18 protein-coding genes and 2 tRNA genes are annotated in these 19,876 nt (G+C 65.3%); 13 read left to right on the top strand and 7 right to left on the bottom strand.

Going from position 1 to position 19,876, the window contains the following annotated elements; translation table 11 throughout:
• Positions 1-3: 3 nt before the first annotated feature.
• Complete coding sequence (gene ilvD, locus J3S28_RS12780; protein WP_207841128.1) at positions 4-1,851, bottom strand: dihydroxy-acid dehydratase; 1,848 nt, start codon at positions 1,849-1,851, stop codon at positions 4-6.
• Positions 1,852-1,925: 74 nt separating this feature from the next.
• Positions 1,926-2,501: a PH domain-containing protein gene (locus tag J3S28_RS12785; RefSeq protein WP_307797089.1), complete on the bottom strand. Its 576-nt coding sequence runs from the start codon at positions 2,499-2,501 to the stop codon at positions 1,926-1,928.
• Between the two features lie 272 nt (positions 2,502-2,773).
• On the opposite strand from J3S28_RS12785, the gene J3S28_RS12790 reads away from it, so the two are divergent.
• The 3 genes from J3S28_RS12790 to ilvC all read left to right on the top strand — a co-directional run bounded on the left by J3S28_RS12790 (position 2,774) and on the right by ilvC (position 6,376).
• Positions 2,774-4,792 carry an acetolactate synthase large subunit gene (locus tag J3S28_RS12790; RefSeq protein WP_207841130.1) on the top strand — a complete coding sequence of 673 codons (2,019 nt, stop codon included), beginning with the start codon at positions 2,774-2,776 and terminating at the stop codon, positions 4,790-4,792.
• The gene (ilvN, locus tag J3S28_RS12795) at positions 4,789-5,295 is read left to right on the top strand and encodes an acetolactate synthase small subunit (protein WP_084894248.1); all 507 of its coding nucleotides are present in this window, start codon (positions 4,789-4,791) and stop codon (positions 5,293-5,295) included. Before J3S28_RS12790 ends, ilvN begins: the two co-directional genes overlap by 4 nt.
• 79 nt (positions 5,296-5,374) lie before the next feature.
• Positions 5,375-6,376 (top strand): ketol-acid reductoisomerase, encoded by a 1,002-nt coding sequence (gene ilvC, locus J3S28_RS12800; protein WP_206186722.1) that lies wholly within the window; start codon positions 5,375-5,377, stop codon positions 6,374-6,376.
• A 341-nt stretch (positions 6,377-6,717) separates the two neighbouring features.
• On the opposite strand, the gene J3S28_RS12805 is transcribed toward ilvC, so the two are convergent.
• Together J3S28_RS12805 and J3S28_RS12810 are read right to left on the bottom strand one after the other, a co-directional pair.
• A complete protein-coding gene (locus tag J3S28_RS12805; protein WP_207841132.1) occupies positions 6,718-7,383 on the bottom strand; it encodes a chymotrypsin family serine protease in 666 nt (221 codons plus the stop codon).
• 110 nt (positions 7,384-7,493) lie between these two features.
• Positions 7,494-8,156, bottom strand: a complete 663-nt coding sequence (locus J3S28_RS12810) for a chymotrypsin family serine protease (RefSeq protein ID WP_207841134.1) — start codon at positions 8,154-8,156, stop codon at positions 7,494-7,496.
• Between the two features lie 290 nt (positions 8,157-8,446).
• On the opposite strand from J3S28_RS12810, the gene serA reads away from it, so the two are divergent.
• Both serA and J3S28_RS12820 read left to right on the top strand, forming a co-directional pair.
• A complete protein-coding gene (gene serA / locus J3S28_RS12815; protein ID WP_084894244.1) occupies positions 8,447-10,042 on the top strand; it encodes a phosphoglycerate dehydrogenase in 1,596 nt (531 codons plus the stop codon).
• Positions 10,039-11,052 (top strand): 3-isopropylmalate dehydrogenase, encoded by a 1,014-nt coding sequence (locus J3S28_RS12820; RefSeq protein ID WP_207841136.1) that lies wholly within the window; start codon positions 10,039-10,041, stop codon positions 11,050-11,052. The genes serA and J3S28_RS12820 overlap by 4 nt, the downstream gene beginning before the upstream one ends.
• Before the next feature lie 96 nt (positions 11,053-11,148).
• On the opposite strand, the gene J3S28_RS12825 is transcribed toward J3S28_RS12820, so the two are convergent.
• Positions 11,149-12,351: an MFS transporter gene (locus J3S28_RS12825; RefSeq protein ID WP_207841138.1), complete on the bottom strand. Its 1,203-nt coding sequence runs from the start codon at positions 12,349-12,351 to the stop codon at positions 11,149-11,151.
• A gap of 123 nt (positions 12,352-12,474) precedes the next feature.
• On the opposite strand from J3S28_RS12825, the gene J3S28_RS12830 reads away from it, so the two are divergent.
• The 7 genes from J3S28_RS12830 (at position 12,475) to J3S28_RS12860 (ending at position 16,913) form a co-directional block, all read left to right on the top strand.
• Positions 12,475-13,248: a fumarylacetoacetate hydrolase family protein gene (locus J3S28_RS12830; RefSeq protein WP_207841140.1), complete on the top strand. Its 774-nt coding sequence runs from the start codon at positions 12,475-12,477 to the stop codon at positions 13,246-13,248.
• A gap of 4 nt (positions 13,249-13,252) precedes the next feature.
• Positions 13,253-14,080, top strand: a complete 828-nt coding sequence (locus tag J3S28_RS12835) for an alpha/beta fold hydrolase (protein WP_207841142.1) — start codon at positions 13,253-13,255, stop codon at positions 14,078-14,080.
• Between the two features lie 49 nt (positions 14,081-14,129).
• Positions 14,130-15,602 (top strand): glutamate--tRNA ligase, encoded by a 1,473-nt coding sequence (gene gltX / locus J3S28_RS12840; protein WP_207841144.1) that lies wholly within the window; start codon positions 14,130-14,132, stop codon positions 15,600-15,602.
• A gap of 100 nt (positions 15,603-15,702) precedes the next feature.
• Positions 15,703-15,774: transfer RNA gene (locus J3S28_RS12845), tRNA-Gln, on the top strand.
• A gap of 27 nt (positions 15,775-15,801) precedes the next feature.
• Positions 15,802-15,874, top strand: a tRNA-Glu gene (locus J3S28_RS12850).
• A gap of 320 nt (positions 15,875-16,194) precedes the next feature.
• Positions 16,195-16,623, top strand: coding sequence for a hypothetical protein (locus J3S28_RS12855; protein WP_207841146.1), 429 nt, complete (start codon positions 16,195-16,197; stop codon positions 16,621-16,623).
• Positions 16,624-16,688: 65 nt separating this feature from the next.
• The gene (locus J3S28_RS12860; protein WP_207841148.1) at positions 16,689-16,913 is read left to right on the top strand and encodes a hypothetical protein; all 225 of its coding nucleotides are present in this window, start codon (positions 16,689-16,691) and stop codon (positions 16,911-16,913) included.
• 69 nt (positions 16,914-16,982) lie between these two features.
• Here the strand turns inward: J3S28_RS12860 and J3S28_RS12865 are convergent, their stop codons facing one another.
• The gene (locus J3S28_RS12865) at positions 16,983-17,489 is read right to left on the bottom strand and encodes a PPOX class F420-dependent oxidoreductase (RefSeq protein ID WP_207841150.1); all 507 of its coding nucleotides are present in this window, start codon (positions 17,487-17,489) and stop codon (positions 16,983-16,985) included.
• 137 nt (positions 17,490-17,626) lie between these two features.
• Positions 17,627-18,346 (bottom strand): IclR family transcriptional regulator, encoded by a 720-nt coding sequence (locus tag J3S28_RS12870; protein ID WP_084894237.1) that lies wholly within the window; start codon positions 18,344-18,346, stop codon positions 17,627-17,629.
• A gap of 72 nt (positions 18,347-18,418) precedes the next feature.
• On the opposite strand from J3S28_RS12870, the gene leuC reads away from it, so the two are divergent.
• On the top strand, positions 18,419-19,861 hold the full coding sequence (gene leuC, locus J3S28_RS12875; RefSeq protein ID WP_207841152.1) for a 3-isopropylmalate dehydratase large subunit: 1,443 nt from the start codon (positions 18,419-18,421) through the stop codon (positions 19,859-19,861).
• The last annotated feature ends 15 nt before the right edge of the window (positions 19,862-19,876 follow it).

Here is a 19,876-nt window from a genome sequence, read left to right on the forward strand (position 1 = left end):
GGGTCAGTCGACCTGACGGACCGCACCCTTGTCCGCCGAGGTGGCCAGCTTGGCGTAGGCGCGCAGAGCCGTGGTCACCTTGCGTTCGCGGTGCTCTTTCGGCTGCCACGGCCGTTCGGCGGCATCCATCTTCGCGCGGCGGTCGGCGAGTACCTCGTCGTCGACGAGAACCTCGAGTTTGCGGGTCTTCACATCGATCAGGACCTGATCGCCGTCTTCGATGAGCCCGATGACCCCGCCCGCGGCGGCTTCAGGGGAGACGTGTCCGATCGAGAGTCCTGATGAGCCGCCCGAGAACCGGCCGTCGGTGACGAGCGCGCACTTCTTGCCCATGCCGGTGCCCTTCATGAACGCGGTCGGGTGCAGCATCTCCTGCATTCCGGGACCGCCCGCCGGGCCCTCATAGCGCACGACCAGGACCTCACCGGCCTTGATGGTCTTGCTCAAGATCACCTGCACGGCCTCGTCCTGCGACTCCACAACCCGCGCCGGACCCTGGAAGTGCCAGAGGTCCTCGTCGATGCCGGCGGTCTTCAGCACGGCGCCGTCGACAGCGAGGTTGCCCTTGAGTACGCACAGGCCACCTTCGACGGTGTAGGCGTGTTCCAGGTCGCGAATGCATCCGCCCGCGGCGTCGGTGTCGAGGGAACTCCAGCGGTTCTCCGTCGAGAACGGGGTCGTGGTGCGCACCCCTCCCGGAGCGGCGTGGAACAGCTCGAGCGCCTCGTCGGTGGCGGTGCCGCTGCGGATGTCCCAATCGTCCAAGAACGTCGCGAGGGTGGGCGAGTGAACGGTACTCGCCGTGTCGTCGATGAGACCCGCGCGGCGCAGCTCGCCGAGGATGGCCGCGATTCCACCGGCCCGATGAACGTCTTCCATGTGGTAATCGGAGTTGGGGGAGACCTTAGACAGGCACGGGACCTTGCGGCTGATGTCGTCGATGACTCCGAGGTCAAAGCCCTCGACCTCACCCTCCTGTGCGGCGGCGAGCACGTGCAGGACGGTGTTGGTGGATCCACCCATGGCGACATCGAGGGCCATGGCGTTCCGGAAGGCGGTGGGCGTGGCGATGTTTCGGGGGAGCACCGACTCGTCGTCATCGCGGTAGTAACGCAGCGCCGCCTCGACGATCACCTGGCCTGCCTTGGTGAACAGTCCCCGTCGCGCTTCATGCGTGGCCAGTGTCGAACCGTTGCCCGGTAGCGCCAGACCCAGGGCCTCGGTCAGGCAGTTCATCGAGTTGGCCGTGAACATGCCCGAACACGATCCACAGGTGGGGCATGCCGCGAGCTCGACTTCGCGGAGGGCGGCCTCGTCGACAGCGTCGTTGGCCGACGCGGAGATCGAGGTGATCAGGTCCGAGGACGGATGGACGGTGCCATCGACGACCACGGCCTTGCCGGCCTCCATCGGCCCGCCGGACACGAACACGGTGGGGACATTGAGCCGCATCGCGGCATTGAGCATCCCGGGGGTGATCTTGTCGCAGTTCGAGATACAGACCAGGGCGTCGGCGGTGTGCGCGTTCACCATGTATTCGACGGAGTCCGCGATGATCTCGCGGCTCGGAAGCGAGTAGAGCATCCCGTCGTGGCCCATCGCGATCCCGTCGTCGACGGCGATCGTGTGGAACTCCCGGGGCACACCACCGGCGGCCCGAACCGCGTCGGCGACGATCTCACCGACATCCTTGAGGTGGACGTGGCCGGGTACGAACTGGGTGTACGAATTCGCAATCGCGACAATCGGTTTGCCGAAGTCGTCGTCGGTCATGCCGGTGGCGCGCCAGAGCGAGCGCGCTCCGGCTGCGTTACGACCGACGGTGGTTGTGCGTGACCTCAACTGCGGCATGGCTATTCGTTCCTCGACTGGCTCGGGTCGACTCCGCCCACGGGCTGCGCGGGGGAGAACTTGCGCAGTTCAGGCTACTCCGAGGCCTTGTCGATGCCTTTGTCGACGTCCTTGCCGGCCAGATCGGTTGGCCTGGTCGAGCTCTGCTGCGGTGCGGCGGGATCGGGAGCGGTGCCCGATTTCGGTGTCGGCACGGACTTGTCCGTCGCCTTCTTCGGCGGCGCCTCGACGTCGATGCGTTCGGCGTCGGGACTGTCGATGGCGTAGGGATCAGGAATGCGACCGCGGCTTGCGGCCGACAGTCGCGGCAGATCCCGGAAACTGATGGCGGGCAGGATGAGATGCGATTTGTCGTCCAGTACGGCGCGGACGGCACCCCAACGCGGGAACTGCAGCCCTGAGATCTGGTCCCACGTCGCTGACCTGCGTCCGCGCAGCGTCACCGATGTCACGCCGTCCTCGGTCACGATGGTGCGCAGGCGTCGCACCCAGATGGCCACCACGATCGGAAGGGCCAGCGTCCAGCCGAGGTAGGGCAGTGACACACCTGCCAGTACGAGCGCGGACACACCCATCATGAAGACGGCGAAGTACGCGATCGGGTGAATGCGGAACTCCGCGGGCAACTCGATGGCTTGGGGTTCAGACACGCCGCCATTGTTTCATCCCGCAGGGGGTGTCCCATCATGTGGGATACGAGATGGTCAAGTTTGACTCACTGCAGCACACAGTCCTAGCCTGGCTCACTGTGATGCAAAAACAGATTCTCGTACTCGGCCGGCGCGTCAACGCCTGACCGAGTACAACGAGTACTCACAAAGCATCGACGCGCCACCCTCGCACAGCACCTGCTGTCGGGGGTTTTTTGTTGTCCACCGACGTGCGCGGCCCAGGCCGCAGCGTCAGAGCAGAGGGAAGTGCAGTGAGCGCACCAGCAGCACGCACCCAGCCGGGGTCGCACCCAGGCGGTCCGGGATCGCAGCAGGCCAAAGGGCCCGCAGCGCCGCGGCGCCAGTCAGGTAACGGCTCGCCAGTAACTGCGGCCGCGGCCGCAACCCGGCGCACGGTGGCGCCGGAACGTGTCAGCGGCGCGAAGGCGGTAGTGCGCGCCCTCGAAGAGCTCGGCGTCACCTCTGTGTTCGGTATTCCCGGCGGCGCAGTGCTGCCGGTCTACGACCCGCTCCTCGACTCCGAGCAGGTCCGCCATATTCTCGTCCGCCACGAGCAGGGCGCGGGTCACGCGGCCACCGGGTACGCGCAGGCGACCGGTCGCGTCGGAGTGTGCATCGCGACCTCGGGTCCCGGTGCCACCAACCTGGTGACCCCGCTCGCGGACGCCCAGATGGACTCGGTTCCCGTCGTCGCGATCACCGGCCAGGTGGGTCGCTCGCTCATCGGGACCGACGCTTTCCAGGAGGCCGACATCTCCGGCATCACGATGCCGGTGACCAAGCACAACTTCCTCGTCAACAACGGCGCCGAGATCGCCAAGGTGATGGCCGAAGCTTTCTACATCGCCGAAAGTGGCCGTCCCGGTGCGGTTTTGGTGGACATCCCCAAGGACGTGCTGCAGGCGCAGACCACGTTCTCGTGGCCGCCCCAGCTCGACCTGCCGGGCTACCGGCCCGTCACCAAACCGCACGGCAAGCAGGTTCGCGAGGCGGCGCGGCTCATCGCGGCAGCCACCTCACCGGTGCTGTACGTCGGCGGCGGGGTCATCAAGGCCAACGCCTCCGAACAACTCCTCGAACTCGCAGAACTGACAGGCGTCCCCGTGGTCACCACCCTCATGGCCCGCGGCGCTTTCCCGGACAGCCACAAGCAACATCTGGGAATGCCAGGAATGCACGGCACCGTCGCCGCGGTGGCCGCGCTGCAACGAAGCGATCTGCTGATCACCCTCGGCGCGCGCTTCGATGACCGCGTCACCGGCATGCTCGACTCGTTCGCCCCGGACGCCAAGGTGATCCACGCGGACATCGATCCCGCCGAAATCGGCAAGAACCGGCACGCAGACGTCCCCATCGTGGGCGACTGCGGCGCGGTGATCTCCGAATTGGTCGAGGCGGTGCGCGACGAGCGCGCCACCACCACCGCGGCGCCCGACCTGAGCACCTGGTGGTCGTACCTCGACGGGATCCAGCGGACCTACCCGCTGAGCTACGACCGTCCCGCGGACGGTTCGATGTCGCCGGAGTTCGTCATCTCGGCGATCGGCAAGGCTGCCGGGCCCGACGCGATCTACTGTTCCGGTGTCGGACAGCACCAGATGTGGGCGGCGCAGTTCATCTCGTACGAGAAGCCACGAACCTGGCTCAACTCGGGGGGACTGGGCACCATGGGATACGCGGTGCCCGCCGCCATGGGCGCCAAGCAGGGCATGCCCGACACCGAGGTGTGGGCCATCGACGGCGACGGCTGCTTCCAGATGACCAATCAGGAACTGGCCACCTGCGCCATCGAAGGCATCCCCATCAAGGTCGCCGTCATCAACAACGGCAACCTGGGCATGGTCCGGCAGTGGCAGACCCTCTTCTACGAGGAGCGGTACTCCAACACGAATCTGTCGACCCACAACACCGAGTCATCGGTGCGCATCCCGGACTTCCTGAAGCTTGCCGAAGCGCTCGGCTGTGTCGGATTGCGGTGTGAGCGTGAGGAAGACGTCGACGCCGTGCTCGCCGAAGCGCGTGCCATCAACGACCGCCCGGTCGTGATCGACTTCGTCGTCGGTGCCGACGCACAGGTGTGGCCGATGGTCGCCGCCGGCACCGGCAACGACGAGATCATGGCCGCCCGTGGCATCCGTCCGCTGTTCGACGACGATGCCGAAGCGTCCACCGAGCCCGGTCAGGATCCCCAGGCCACCGCCGGCAATGTCCGCGGGGTCGAAGCGGTCGGTTCGCAGCGCGAATCCGACGAGAAAGGCGAGCAGCAGTGACCACCACACACCACACCCTGAGCGTGCTCGTGGAGGACCGGCCGGGTGTCCTCGCCCGGGTGTCCTCGCTGTTCTCGCGTCGCGGGTTCAACATCGAGTCGCTCGCGGTCGGCGCCACCGAACTCAAGGGTGTCTCGCGCATGACCATCATGGTCTCGGTCGAGGACTTCCCACTGGAGCAGGTCACCAAGCAGCTCAACAAGCTGATCAACGTGATCAAGATCGTCGAGCAGGATCCGGAGACCTCGGTCGCCCGCGAACTGATGATGATCAAGGTGCGGTCCGACGCCTCGGCGCGCGGAGAGGTGATCGAAGTCGTGAACCTGTTCCGTGCGAAAGTTATCGACGTGTCGCCCGAATCGATCACCGTCGAGGCGACCGGCACCCCGGACAAGCTCGAGGCGCTGCTGAAGATGCTCGATCCGTACGGCATCCGGGAGATCGCCCAGTCGGGCATCGTCGCCCTGGGCCGCGGACCGAAGAGCATGTCGGCAACTCGCTAGATATCGAAACCAAGTACTGATCCCTGGCCAAAGAGGGCCGGGAGATTCACCGAAGAAGGGAAGTCAAGTGGCAGTCGAGATGTTCTACGACGACGATGCCGACCTGTCGATCATCCAGGGCCGCAAGGTTGCGGTCATCGGATACGGCAGCCAGGGACACGCGCACTCGCTGAGCCTGCGTGATTCGGGCGTCGAGGTCGTGATCGGTCTGCGCGAGGGCAGCGCATCGCGCGCCAAGGCCGAGGAGCAGGGCCTCAAGGTGCTCACCGCAGCCGAGGCCGCCGCCTGGGCCGACGTCATCATGGTGCTCGCCCCCGACACCTCGCAGGCCAAGATCTTCAAAGACGAGATCGAGCCCAACCTCAACGACGGCGACGCGCTGTTCTTCGGCCACGGCCTGAACATCCACTTCGACCTCATCGAGCCGGCCGACAACATCACCGTCGGCATGGTCGCCCCCAAGGGTCCCGGCCACCTCGTGCGTCGTCAGTACGTCGACGGCAAGGGCGTTCCCTGCCTCATCGCGGTCGATCAGGACCCCAAGGGCAACGGCGAAGCGCTGGCCCTGAGCTACGCGGCCGCCATCGGTGGAGCCCGCGCGGGCGTCATCAAGACCACCTTCAAAGAAGAGACCGAGACCGACCTCTTCGGCGAGCAGGCCGTGCTCTGCGGCGGCACCGAAGAGCTCGTCAAGATCGGCTTCGAGGTCATGGTCGAAGCCGGCTACGCGCCCGAGATGGCGTACTTCGAGGTGCTGCACGAGCTCAAGCTCATCGTCGACCTCATGTACGAAGGCGGCATCGCCCGCATGAACTACTCGGTCTCCGACACCGCCGAATTCGGTGGCTACGTCTCCGGTCCCCGCGTCATCGACTCCGGTACCAAAGAGCGCATGCAGGGCATCCTCAAGGACATCCAGGACGGCACCTTCGTCAAGCGCCTCGTCGCCAACGTCGAAGGCGGCAACAAGGAGCTCGAAAGCCTGCGCAAGCAGAACGCTGAACACCCCATCGAGGTCACCGGCCAGAAACTGCGTGACCTGATGAGCTGGGTTGATCGTCCGATCACCGAAACTGCCTGATACCAGCAGCTCTGAGCTTCACCACTCAAACCCCGGACCGTTAGGTCCGGGGTTTGCTTCTTTAAAACTGACACCGCCCGTGTGCGGCCCGCGTGCTCTGGACGGAGGAGCGAGGGAGCGCAGCGACTGAGTCGACGGAGGAAGAGCACGCGATAAAGGGCCGCACACCCCGCGTAGCGAAGCGGAGCGAAAAGACACAGCTGGTGACCCGACTGCTCACTCAGACACAGCAGGTGACGGGCCTGCTCACTCAGACACAGCAGGTGACGGGCCTGCTCACTCAGACACAGCTGGTGACCTGACTGCTCACACAGCCACAACGGGTGACACGGCCACCTGACTCACGCCAACCGAAACCCTGTGATCCCTCGGGCTCTTAGATCCCTGAATATCGGGCCGATGTTGGTTCCCTTTTCCGGGCCCGCACAGGCGACTTCGAAGTACGCATTGACCATGCCGACGAGTCGGTCGCCGAGCACCACCGGAGCGCCGGAGTCGCCTTCGATGACACACATCTGCGATATGTGGACCTCATGGCCGGAGATCCAGACGACGCCGCAGGTGTGTCCGGTGGTCCGGCCGTCCTTGCAGGCGATGTCAGGGAATCGCGGCGGCGCCATCTGAACCGAATCGATGGTCACCCGGCCCACCGTTCGAAGGGGTTCGACACGGCGCTCGTCGAATCGGATCAGCGCGTAGTCGAGGTCGGTGTCGACCTCCGCGATCACGCCGAGTGGGTGCTTCACCGGCCACAGTTCCGACAGGACCGATTGCCCCGGGTCCCCGCAGTGACCGGCGGTGAGACCGATCAGGTTGCCGTCCTGATCATGGCCGATGGTGGTCAGCGTGCAGATGGCCGCAGTGCCGTCCCACTGCTCGATCACGATCCCGGTGCCGCCGCCGAGCGGTGCCTTCGCGTGGGCGGGGATCGCGGCGGCGGGAGTGATTGCGGAACCGGTCAGCACGGCGAGTGCGCCGATCAGTGCCACTACCGCCCTGCGGACCATTGGTTTCTCGATTCCCGACGCCGGCCCCGAAGGAGCGGGGGTGTGATGACCGTAACCGAGGCAGAAGGAGATTGCGGGTTGTCCGGGACGGCAGCCGAAAGAGAATCCGATCAGAAGACGCGGAAGCCCTCGACGCCGCGTTTGGGCAGGTCCGTCAGGATCGGCCGGATGTTGGTGCCTGTCTCGGGGCCGATGCATCCGACGAAGTAGTAGGCGTTCACCATGCCGATGAGTCTGTCGCCGACGACGACCGGACTTCCGGAGTCTCCCTCGGTGACGCAGATCTGGCTGATGTGCTCGACGCCGTTGGAAAACCAGGTGACGCCACAGGTGTTGCCGGTGGTCCGGCCTTCTTTGCACGCGATGGCTCCGAAGTTGGGAGGCGTGGTCTGCACGCCGCGGATGGTCACACCACCGACCGTCCGGGTGGGGACGACCTTGTCCTGGTCGAACGAGATGACCGCGTAATCGAGTTTGTGGTTGGAGAAGGTGATGCGACCGAGCACGCCGCGGTTCTGTTGCTGTTCGGAGGCGACGCGCTGGCCGCCTTCGCCACAATGGGCTGCCGTCAAGCCGTACAACCCGCCCTTGTTGTCATAGCCGATGGTCGTCAGTGTGCACGCCGACGCACTGTTGCCACCTCTGAGGACGAGGATTCCCGACCCGCCGCCCAGCGCCACCTTCGACGGAGCCGCGGCTGCGGTGCTCACCCCGCTGAGCAGGAGAGCGACAGTCGCGAGTGCCGCGCACAGAGCGAGCAGTTTCCTGAGCATTCGATCCCCAATTCGTATACGGGCGTCCTCGTGGATCGCGGCATCAACGGTCGAACTGTGCTGCGTTCCGTCCCCCGGCCCGGTTGCAATATAACGGTAATGCATGTCACATACCGGCGGTTTACCTCGGAGCGAATCGTTATGCAGCATCGGCGCAGGTCCGCGCGTTCTGCGAGCAAGAGGCCGGGGGCGAACGCACCGCGGGCGGCCACTAAGCTGATCGCTGGAGTTGCCACCATCGTGAGTCCGGCGTAATGCGCCGGACATTGCCTGACCGCAGGAGAAAAACCGTGAGCCCCACCGGCCGCCCAATCGTCTTGATCGCCGACAAACTGGCACAGTCCACCGTTGCCGCCCTCGGTGAGGATGTCGAGGTGCGCTGGGTCGACGGGCCAGATCGTCCCAAATTGCTCGAAGCGGTGAAGGATGCCGACGCCATCCTCGTCCGTTCCGCGACGCAGGTCGACGCGGAGGTCCTCGCGGCCGGACCGAATCTCAAGATCATTGCCCGTGCGGGTGTCGGCCTCGACAACGTCGACGTCCCGGCGGCGACTGAGCGTGGTGTCATGGTCGTCAACGCCCCGACGTCGAACATCCACACGGCTGCCGAGCACGCAGTGAGTCTGTTGCTGTCCGCGGCGCGTCAGATCCCCGCCGCCGACGCCACCCTGCGCGAGCACACCTGGAAGCGTTCGAAGTTCAACGGTGTCGAGATCTTCGGCAAGACGGTCGGCGTCGTGGGCCTCGGCCGAATCGGCCAGCTGTTCGCCCAGCGTCTGGCTGCATTCGAGACCAACATCATCGCCTACGACCCCTACGTGTCCCCGGCGCGCGCCGCGCAGCTCGGCATCGAGCTGGTGACGCTCGACGAACTGCTCGAACGCGCAGACATGTTCTCGGTGCACCTTCCCAAGACCCCTGAGACGCTGGGTCTGATCGGTGCCGACGAACTGGCCCGCACGAAGAAGGGCGTCATCGTCGTCAACGCCGCGCGCGGCGGACTGATCGACGAGCAGGCCCTTGCCGACGCCATCAACTCCGGGCACGTCTTCGGCGCAGGCCTCGACGTGTACGCGACCGAGCCGTGCACCGATTCGCCACTGTTCGAACTCCCTCAGGTCGTGGTGACCCCGCACCTCGGAGCGTCCACGTCCGAGGCGCAGGACCGCGCGGGCACCGATGTCGCGAAGAGTGTGCGGCTGGCGCTGGCGGGCCACTTCGTCCCCGACGCCGTCAACATCACCGGCGGCACCGTGGACGACGAGGTCGCACCGTGGCTCGAACTCGTCCGCAAACTCGGTGTCCTCGTCGGTGCCCTGTCCGGTCAGGTACCGGCAAACCTCACGGTCGATGTTCGCGGTGAGATCGCCGTCAAGAGCGTCGACGTCCTGGGGCTCTCCGCGCTGCGAGGTCTGTTCTCGGCGGTCATCGAAGAGCCGGTCACGTTCGTCAACGCTCCGTCGTTGGCTGCCGAGCGCGGCGTCACCTCAGAGGTGACCACCGCGTCCGAGAGCCCGAACCACCGCAATCTCGTCGATCTGCGAGCAGTGTTCGGCGACGGCACGGTCCTCAACGTGGCGGGCACCCTCTCCGGGCCGGCCGAGGTCCAGAAAATCGTCAACATCAACAGCCGCAACTTCGACCTGCGTGCCGAGGGCCTCAACCTCGTCGTCTCCTACGGAGATCAGCCAGGTTCGCTCGGTAAGATCGGCACCCTGCTCGGCAACGCCGGCATCGACATCCAGGCTGCCGGTCTGTCTCAGGACGCCGAGGGCGAAGGCGCCACGATCTTGTTGCGAGTGAGTCAGCAGATCCCGGACGCCGTCATCACGGCCATCGGTGAGGCCGTCGAGGCCACCCTGATCGAACAGGTCGACCTGTCATGAAGCTCGCAGTCATCAAGGGTGACGGTATCGGCCCCGAGGTCATCGACGAGGCGTTGTCCGTCTTGGATCAGGTGCTGCCCGGTGTCGAGACCACCGAGTTCGATCTGGGCGCACAGCGCTACCACCGCACAGGTGAGCTCCTGACAGACGAGGATCTCGACGCCATTCGCGGCCACGACGCAATTCTGCTGGGCGCCATCGGTGATCCGTCGGTGACACCCGGCATTCTCGAGCGCGGGTTGCTGCTGAAGATGCGGTTCGCACTCGACCACCACGTGAACCTGCGCCCGAGCAAGCTCTTCCCGGGTGTCGCGTCGCCGCTGGCGGGCAATCCCGCGATCGACTTCGTCGTCGTCCGCGAGGGCACCGAAGGCCCGTACACGGGCAACGGTGGTGCCATTCGCGTCGGCACGCCGCACGAGATCGCCACCGAGGTCAGTGTCAACACCCGGTTCGGTGTCGACCGGGTTGTCCGTGACGCCTTCGCGCGTGCACAGAATCGCCGTAAGCATCTGACCCTGATCCACAAGACCAACGTGCTCACGTTCGCCGGGTCGTTGTGGAAGCGGGCGGTCGACGAGGTCGCGATCGAATATCCCGATGTCGAGGTGGCGTACAACCACATCGACGCGGCGACCATCTACATGGTCACCGACCCGGGTCGTTACGACGTGATCGTCACCGACAACCTGTTCGGCGACATCATCACCGACATCGCCGGCGCGGTCAGCGGCGGCATCGGCCTCGCGGCGTCGGGCAACATCGACGCCACCGGCACCAATCCGTCGATGTTCGAGCCGGTCCACGGCAGCGCACCGGACATCGCCGGGCAGGGCAAGGCCGATCCGACAGCAGCAATACTGTCGGTCGTGCTGCTGCTGCGGCATCTCGGACACGACGCCGAGGCAGACCGCATCGATCAGGCCGTGTCCGCCGACCTGGCGAGCCGGGGTGACACCCCGGTGACCACGACCGAGGTCGGCTCCAGGATCCGCGCCGCTCTCGGCTGAACCCACTTCACGAGTTCGCGCCACCTGCGTGCGTTCGCGCCAGATACAACTGGCGCGTACGCACCCAGGTGGCGCGAATTTCTTGGAGACGAACGCTCAGGACACGGTGACCGCGGTTTTGCGTTCCTCGTCCGCCGGTACCAGACCGATCGCGACCGCGGGTGCGGCGGCTGAGAGCAGGAACGCCGCCGGATAGCCGAACGTGCCGATCGCCACGCCGAATACCGGGGTGGACGCCGCCATCCACAGGTACTGCCCGGTGTTCTGTATCGCCAGGCCGCGGCCACTCCACTGCGGGCCGGCGAACTCTGCGATGGCTGTGAACGCCAACCCGTTGTCGGCCACCGTGATGACACTGGCGACGACCATGACGAGGGCCGCGGTCGGGCTGTCGAGCCAATCGGTAAATGCCAACAGGCCCACCGATGCCGTTGCACCGATCGCGATCAGGCGGATGGGTTTGGTTCGGGAGCCCCACGAATCCGACCACCGGCCTGCCGCGATGCGACCGAACGCGCCGAGTACCTGGCTGATCGTCACGAGTACGCCGGCGGTCAGTGCCGACCACTCGTGCTGCACGATGAGCCATGCCGGAACGAATGTCCAGAGCATCGACTGGGGAATCGACAGCAGGATGCTCACCCCGTGCACTCGCGGCAAGAACGCGCTTCCCCGGTAGGGGTTCGGTGACGTGATCGCCGATCCATCGGCCATCTTCTCGCGGGGCGGGTCGATGATCACCGCCGCGACAAAGATCGTGGCGAGGATGGTCACAGCAAAGGGAACAGCCAAACCCGCTGTCACGCCGTATTTTTCGGCCAGCACGGGCATGGTCAGAGCGCAGACTCCGATACCCAGTGGCTGTGCCATCTGCCGGACGCCCATCGCCGTCCCGCGACGCTCGGGCGGGAACCAGCCGACAACGATCCTGCCGCCGGCCCCGTTGGTCGCCGCAGAGGTGATGCCGGCGACGAGCAGGAGTGCGCCCAGCACGAACTCTGACGCGTCGAGCGCGTCTGCCAGGCATGCCGATCCGGTCGCGGCGACGGTCAGGATCAGCGACAGCAACAGGATTCGGCGTTCTCCGAAACGGTCCAGCGCGAACCCCCACGCGATCGTCGACAGCAGCAATCCGACCATGGGTACGGCCGCCAAAGTGGATGCCTGGGCCAGTGAGAGGCCTTCGGTTCTGTGCAACTCCGGAATGAGGAACGCGACTCCGCTGACGACACAGGTGGTCGCCATCGCACCGAGGAGGGAGGCTGCGAGCATCACCCAGCGTCGGGTATCGGTGGGCATGGTGCACAGCTCCTTGTGTCTCAATATATGGAACGCGATGCCCACATTCTAAAACACGGCACCCGGTCGGCCAACCCGGTCTCCCGCAGGTTGAGACACCGCTGGTGCGATAGTGTGGCGATCATGCGTCTAGGTCGAATTGCCAGCCCCGACGGGGTCGCCTTTGTCAGTATCGAGGGTGAGGACGGTGCCGAGACGGCACGTGAAATCGCTGAACATCCCTTCGGAACACCGACCTTCACCGGGCGGAGTTGGCCCCTCGCGGACACCCGATTGCTGGCGCCGATCCTCGCCAGCAAGGTGATCTGTATCGGGAAGAACTACGCCGCGCATGCTGCTGAAATGGGTGGTGAGGCGCCGGAGAACCCGGTAATTTTCATCAAGCCGAACACCTCGATCATCGGACCACAGGTACCCATCCTGCGCCCGAAGTCCTCCGATCGCGTCGATTACGAGGGCGAATTGGCGATCGTGATCGGTCGGCCGTGCCGCGACGTGAAGGCGTCGGCGGCCAAAGACGTCATCCTCGGGTACACGATTGGCAACGACGTCACCGCGCGCGATCAGCAAAAAGCCGACGGGCAATGGACGCGCGGCAAGGGACACGACACCTTCTGCCCGCTGGGCCCATGGATCGAAACAGAGCTCGATCCCAGCGATCTGGAGATCCGCACCGAGCTCGACGGTGAAGTGAAACAGCGGAGCCGCACGAGTCTACTGCTGCACGACGTCGGTGAGATCGTGGAATGGATCAGCGCGGTCATGACCCTCTTGCCCGGCGACGTGATCCTCACGGGAACCCCGGAAGGTATCGGACCGATGAACGCCGGTCAGAAGGTCAGCGTGACGATCGAAGGTATCGGAACGCTCACCAACCCGGTCGCCGATAGGGGGTAGGGGAGTGCGTCAGCAACCGAAAACCGCTCAGGTCAACGGTATTACGATCAGCTACGAGGACTCCGGTGAAGGCCCGCTCGTGGTCATGGTGATGGGCACCGGCAGTCCTGGCCGCGTATGGAAAGCCAATCAGCAACCGGCCCTGGTCAAGGCCGGGTACCGAGTCGTCACGTTCGACAACCGGGGTATCGCGCCGTCGAGTGAGTGTCCCGCCGGATTCACGATCGCCGACATGGTGGCCGACACCGCTGCGCTCATCGAGCATCTCGGCGCCGGCCCTGCGGCCGTGATCGGAACCTCGTTGGGCGCCAAGATCACCCAGGAGCTGGCTCTGGCCCGGCCCGATGTCGTCAACTGTGTGGCAATGATCGCGACGTATGCGCGGAGCGGTCCCCTGCAGGAGTCGATCTCCGTCGGGGAGCGCGAACTGTACGACAGGAAGATCACGCTGCCACCGCGCTACCACGCTGCCATCACCGCGCATCTCAACCTGTCCCGGCACACGCTCGACGACGACACGAAGGTGCGCGACTGGCTGGACGTCATCGAGTTCTCCGGCCAGGAGGTCACCGCCGGTGTGCGGGCCCAGCTCCAACTGCACGAGGCCGAGGCGAACAGGACTGCCGCATACGCCGGGATCACCCGGCCGGCGCTGGTGATCGGTTTCGCCGACGACCGGACGCTGCCGCCGCACCTCGCGAAAGAGGTCGCGGATGCGATACCCGGTGCGATATACCGGGAAGTCGCCGAGGCCGGGCACTACGGCTATCTGGAGAAACCGGATGAGGTCAATGCGTTGCTCATCGACTTCCTTCGCGCGAACGTGAGGTGAGTGCGCCCGGTCGGTGAAGCGGCGGGCCGCGGGCGATAGCCTGGGCAACATGAGTGATTCGCAGGTCCGCGTTCGTTTCTGTCCGTCTCCGACCGGCACCCCGCATGTCGGGCTGGTGCGCACTGCACTGTTCAACTTCGCACATGCCCGGCACACCGGTGGCACCTTTGTCTTCCGCATCGAGGACACCGACGCCGCCCGCGACAGCGAGGAGTCATACCAGGCGATTCTCGATGCCCTGCGTTGGCTCGGTCTCGACTGGGACGAAGGCCCTGAGGTGGGCGGACCCTACGAGCCGTATCGGCAGTCGTTGCGCAAGCCACAGCACCTCGAGGTCGTCGCGAAGCTCCTCGACGCCGGTGAGGCGTACGAGGCGTTTTCGACCGCAGAAGAGGTCGAGGCCCGCCACCTTGCCGCAGGCCGCAACCCGAAGCTGGGTTACGACAACTTCGATCGGGATCTGACGGCCGAGCAGAGGCAGGCGTACCGCGACGAGGGCAGGCCCGCCGTGGTGCGGCTCAGGATGCCCGACCACGACATCGAGTGGGATGATCTCGTGCGCGGAACAACCACCATCAAGGCGGGCACCGTTCCCGACTTCGCGCTCACCCGCGGCAACGGGGATCCGTTGTACACGTTGGTCAATCCCGTCGATGACGCCCTGATGGACATCACCCACGTGCTGCGCGGTGAAGACCTGCTCTCTTCGACCCCGCGGCAGATCGCGTTGTACGAGGCGCTCACCCGCATCGGGATCGCCAAGGGGACACCACAATTCGGTCACCTCCCATTCGTGATGGGGGAGGGCAACAAGAAGCTGTCCAAGCGGGATCCGCAGTCGAACCTGTTCCATCATCGCGATCGCGGGTTCATCCCCGAGGGGTTGCTCAACTACCTGGCGCTGCTGGGTTGGGGTATCGCCGACGACCACGACATCTTCAGCCTCGACGAGATGATCGCTGCCTTCGACGTGCGTCAGGTCAACTCGAACCCGGCACGCTTCGATCAGAAGAAGGCTGATGCGATCAACGCAGAGCATCTGCGCAGGCTCACGCCAGAAGACTTCGCCGGCCGCCTGCGGGCGTTCCTGGTCAACGCCGGGCAACTGAGTGAGCCCATCGACGACACCCAGTTCGCGGTGATCGCAGATCTGGTGCAGACACGCATCCAGGTTCTCGGCGATGCATGGGGACTCATCGCGTTCCTTTACGTCGACGACGCCGATTTCACCATCGACGAGGCTGCCGCGCGTAAGAACCTCGGTGCGGATGCGGGGCCTGTACTGGACGCGACCATCGAGGCGCTGTCTGCAGTCGGTCAGTGGGCCACTGAGAGCATCGAGAGCGCCCTGAAAGACGCTCTGGTGGAAAAGCTCGAACTCAAGCCGAGGAAGGCCTTCGGTCCGGTGCGTGTCGCGGTGACGGGGTCGCACATCAGTCCGCCGCTGTTCGAATCCCTGGAGCTGCTCGGCCGCGACCGGACCCTCGCCAGGCTTCGCGCCGCACGCGCGGACATCGCCTGAAAAGGGCCTCTGAACTGGCGATTGTAGGTTCAGCCGAGGGGTTTGATACTCTTCTTCTCGGCACTTTTCGCCGCAGCGCGAGCGGATGAGAAGTACTGATTGGGGTATGGTGTAATTGGCAACACAGCGGTTTCTGGTACCGCCATTCTAGGTTCGAGTCCTGGTACCCCAGCGACTACAGCGTAAGCTGAGTCAGCTTGGCCCCGTCGTCTAGTGGCCTAGGACGCCGCCCTCTCAAGGCGGTAGCGCGGGTTCGAATCCCGTCGGGGCTACAACAGAGAGACCCTCTCCTGCACTGCAGGGGAGGGTCTCTCTTTGTCTGCTCGACAAGTCCCTGCGCTGACCGCAGTGTCGAGACCGGCACCGGATTTGTCCCGCACAGCGGTGCTCGAGGGCAGATTGCCCTCGGCGAGGGCGAGAGGGGATGTACCTGGTGGCCGAGCGGAGACGCGCGGCTGGGCAGCCTTGGGATAGGGACATCTGATTCTCACGATCAATAATGTGACCGAGTGGTCAAATCGCTTGTGGCGCAACTTGGTTAGTCCTGTTTACGAGTCGTTGTCGCGGACGATCCTGTGTGACAATTCCTCGCATGAAGCTCATGGTCAGGGTGCTGGTCGTCGTCGCCGCGATCCCGTTGCTGGGCGCGTGCGGCGACACCACTGATGAACCGTTGGCGCTCGGTGGGTCATCGGCCGATGTCGCTGTCACGACGCCCGAAGAGCTCGCCCAGCAGTTCGCAGATGAGCTCGCTCTCGACAAGGCGATCTGCCAGAACACGGCCGCTCGCGGGGATTGTCTGGGCAGTCGCAACACCGTCATGCATGCGATCCGGGCGGGTGCGGAAAGCCTCGAGCCGTCGTCGTTGCGGTCCGAACTGTTCGAATCCATTGCCGGCTGGGACATCGCTTATGACGAATGGAAGGCAGCGGGATGCACCAATACCTCTATCGAACCCGAATGCTGGACACTGCCGCTCGACGGGCAGTGGACAGAGGTTCGTGCGCAATTGGGTTTCTGACCGCGTATGGGAGTCGGTCTCGGCCTGGGTTGAACTATCGCCGTGCCGTGGCGCAGGATTGGGCGATGACCAAGAAGCTGACAAAAAACGAGCTGCTGGCCGAACTCGACCTGAAGGTCGAGTCGGTGTCCCCGGACATGGCGTCGGACGAAACCGGTAACGAGACGTCGGACACCACGGCCGAGATCCGGTCACGCGACGCGCAGGTGCGACAGTGGCGCGATCAGGTGAAAGCGGCCGGCGCGGACGATCCGATCATCGACGAGATCGCGGCGAAGCTCGACAGCTGACCCCCTTCATCAACGAACAACGCCCCGCCCATCGATTGATGGGCGGGGCGTTGCAGTGAGGCGGCGGACTTATTTGAGGTCGAGGAACTCGGCGGTGCTACCGGCGATGGGGATCTCGGGGAGCCCGAGCTTGCGGTGGTCCCAGCTACGGGTGCGATCGGGGACGACGCGAACGGCGACGCGCTTGTTCATCATCTGGTCGACGAAGGGACGGACCTCCTCGCTGTACGGGCCGTTGTAGCGTTCCCACACGCTGATTCCACATCTGAGGATGGAGTCCGGGTCGTCGAGGACCTCGGCGGTCCCTTCGATGGACACCCCGCGCAAGGTGTCGTAGGTGTGACCGTCCTCGATCATCACCGTGCACGTCGGGTTGCGCCGGATGTTCACGGCTTTCTGGGACTTCGCCTTGGTCTCGAACCAGATCTCGCCGTCGATGACGGCGTACCACATGGCCACCAGGTGTGGCCGGCCCTGAGCCGACACCGTCGCCAAGGTGGCGGTGCGGCTGCGGACGATGAACTCGGTGATCTCGTCCTCGGCCATGACGATCTTGCCGCGCTCGTTGGTTCCCACAGGTGTCCTTTCGCCTCTGATGTGATCTCGCCGCGTTGACGGCTCACACACCGATCGTGTTGTGATCCTTGCTACTCACCCTAGTGCCGCAGCCGATCGTCGTTGCGCTGCCTCGAGGCTGCGCCCACGGACCGTCGCTAGAGCCGCTTGTTGATGGCGTCGGCCGCGGCCAGGAGGTCGGCAGCCCACCGCGATCCGGGTCGGCGGCCCATGCGGTCGATGGGCCCGGACACCGAGATCGCCGCGATGACCTCGCCGCCGTTGTCGCGCACGGGAGCCGAGACGCTCGCCACGCCCGGTTCGCGTTCGCCGGCACTCTGTGCCCAGCCGCGTCGCCGGACCTCGAGCAGTGTGCGTTCGCTGAAGCCGTTCTCGCCCAGAAGGAGCCGGGCGGTCGCCGGATCCGCCCATGCGAGCAGGACCTTGGCGCCCGAACCGGCGTTCATCGGCAGTCGTGCTCCGACGGGCACGGTGTCCCGCAAACCCGACGGTGGTTCGATCGCTGCAACGCAGATCCTGTCGGCGCCTTCCCGGCGGTACAACTGCACGCTTTCCCCGGTGATCTCGCGCAAACGTGGGAGTACCAGCGCCGCTGCCTCTCGAACGGTATCGGTCGCCCCGGCCGCCAGCTCGCCCAGAACTGGTCCCGGACACCACAACCCGGAGGTGTTCCTGGAAAGAAGCCGATGCGTCTCGAGGCCGACGGCCAGACGGTGTGCGGTGGCGCGCGGCAGTCCGGTGCGCGCACAGAGCTCGTTCAAGTTGCACGGACCCTCGGCGACGGCGTGCAGAACGGCTACGGATTTGTCCAGAACACCGATTCCACTGGCCACCGGAGATGCGGTATCATTTCTCACAAGCCGATACTATGCTCTCGCATACTGAGATGCCAGCCCCAACTCGGTACTTCAAGAAAAGTGGTGATCACGATGAGCGAACGTCCGTTGACCTTGGCCGAAAAGGTGTGGGAAGAACATGTGGTGGTGCGCGGTGAGGGGGACGGGGTCTCGCGCCAGCCGGACCTCATATACATAGACCTCCACCTCGTCCACGAGGTGACGAGCCCGCAGGCGTTCGACGGCCTCCGCCTCGCCGGCAGGCCGGTGCGGCGGCCCGACCTCACGATCGCCACCGAAGACCACAACGTGCCCACCGTCGACATCGATCAGGTCATCGCCGACCCGGTGTCGCGCATCCAGGTCGACACGCTGCGCCGCAATTGTGAAGAGTTCGGAATCCGCCTGCACTCCATGGGCGATGCCAGTCAGGGCATCGTGCACATCATCGGTCCTCAGCTGGGGCTCACCCTGCCCGGGATGACTGTCGTCTGTGGCGACAGCCACACCTCGACCCACGGTGCATTCGGCGCGATCGCGATGGGAATCGGCACCTCTGAGGTCGAGCACGTGATGGCGACGCAGACCCTGTCCCTCCGGCCCTTCAAGACCATGGCCATCACCGTCGACGGTGAACTGCCGCCCGGCGTGACGAGCAAAGACCTGATCCTGGCGGTCATCGCCCAGATCGGAACCGGTGGCGGACAAGGCTATGTGCTCGAGTACCGCGGTTCGGCCATCGAGAAGTTGTCGATGGAGGCCCGAATGACCGTGTGCAACATGTCCATTGAAGCGGGTGCCCGGGCCGGGCTTATTGCACCCGATGACACAACCTTTGACTACATCAAGGGCCGCCCGCACGCGCCGACCGGGGCCGACTGGGATGCCGCCGTGGCCAACTGGCGGGAACTCCGCACCGATCCCGACGCCGTGTTCGATGCCGAGGTCCACATCGATGCCTCGGCGCTGACCCCGTTCGTCACCTGGGGGACCAACCCGGGCCAGGGGGCGCCACTGGGTTCGACGGTGCCGGACCCCTCCGAAATGGCCGATGCGGACAAGGCGGCGGCCGCTGAGAAGGCGCTGCAGTACATGGATTTGAAGCCGGGAACGCCGCTACGCGACGTCCCGGTGGACACGGTCTTCGTGGGTTCGTGCACCAACGGCCGGATCGAGGATCTCCGGGCGGTCGCCGAGATCCTGCAGGGTCGTACAGTCGCCGACGGCATCAGGATGCTGATCGTGCCGGGTTCCACCCAGGTTCGGGTGCAGGCCGAGGAGGAGGGGCTCGGGGCGATCTTCGACGCGGCCGGCGCCGACTGGCGGCAGGCCGGCTGCTCGATGTGCCTCGGAATGAACCCGGATCAGCTCGCCCCCGGCGAGCGCTGCGCGTCCACCTCGAACCGCAATTTCGAAGGGCGGCAGGGCAAGGGCGGACGCACCCACCTCGTCTCACCTGCGGTCGCGGCCGCGACCGCCATCCGTGGTCGCCTGTCCGCTCCGACGGATCTGCCCGACCTCGTGACCACGGTCTGAAACCCCGGCGACAAG

It is taken from the genome of Williamsia soli, from assembly GCF_017377795.1.
GTDB lineage: Bacteria > Actinomycetota > Actinomycetes > Mycobacteriales > Mycobacteriaceae > Williamsia > Williamsia soli.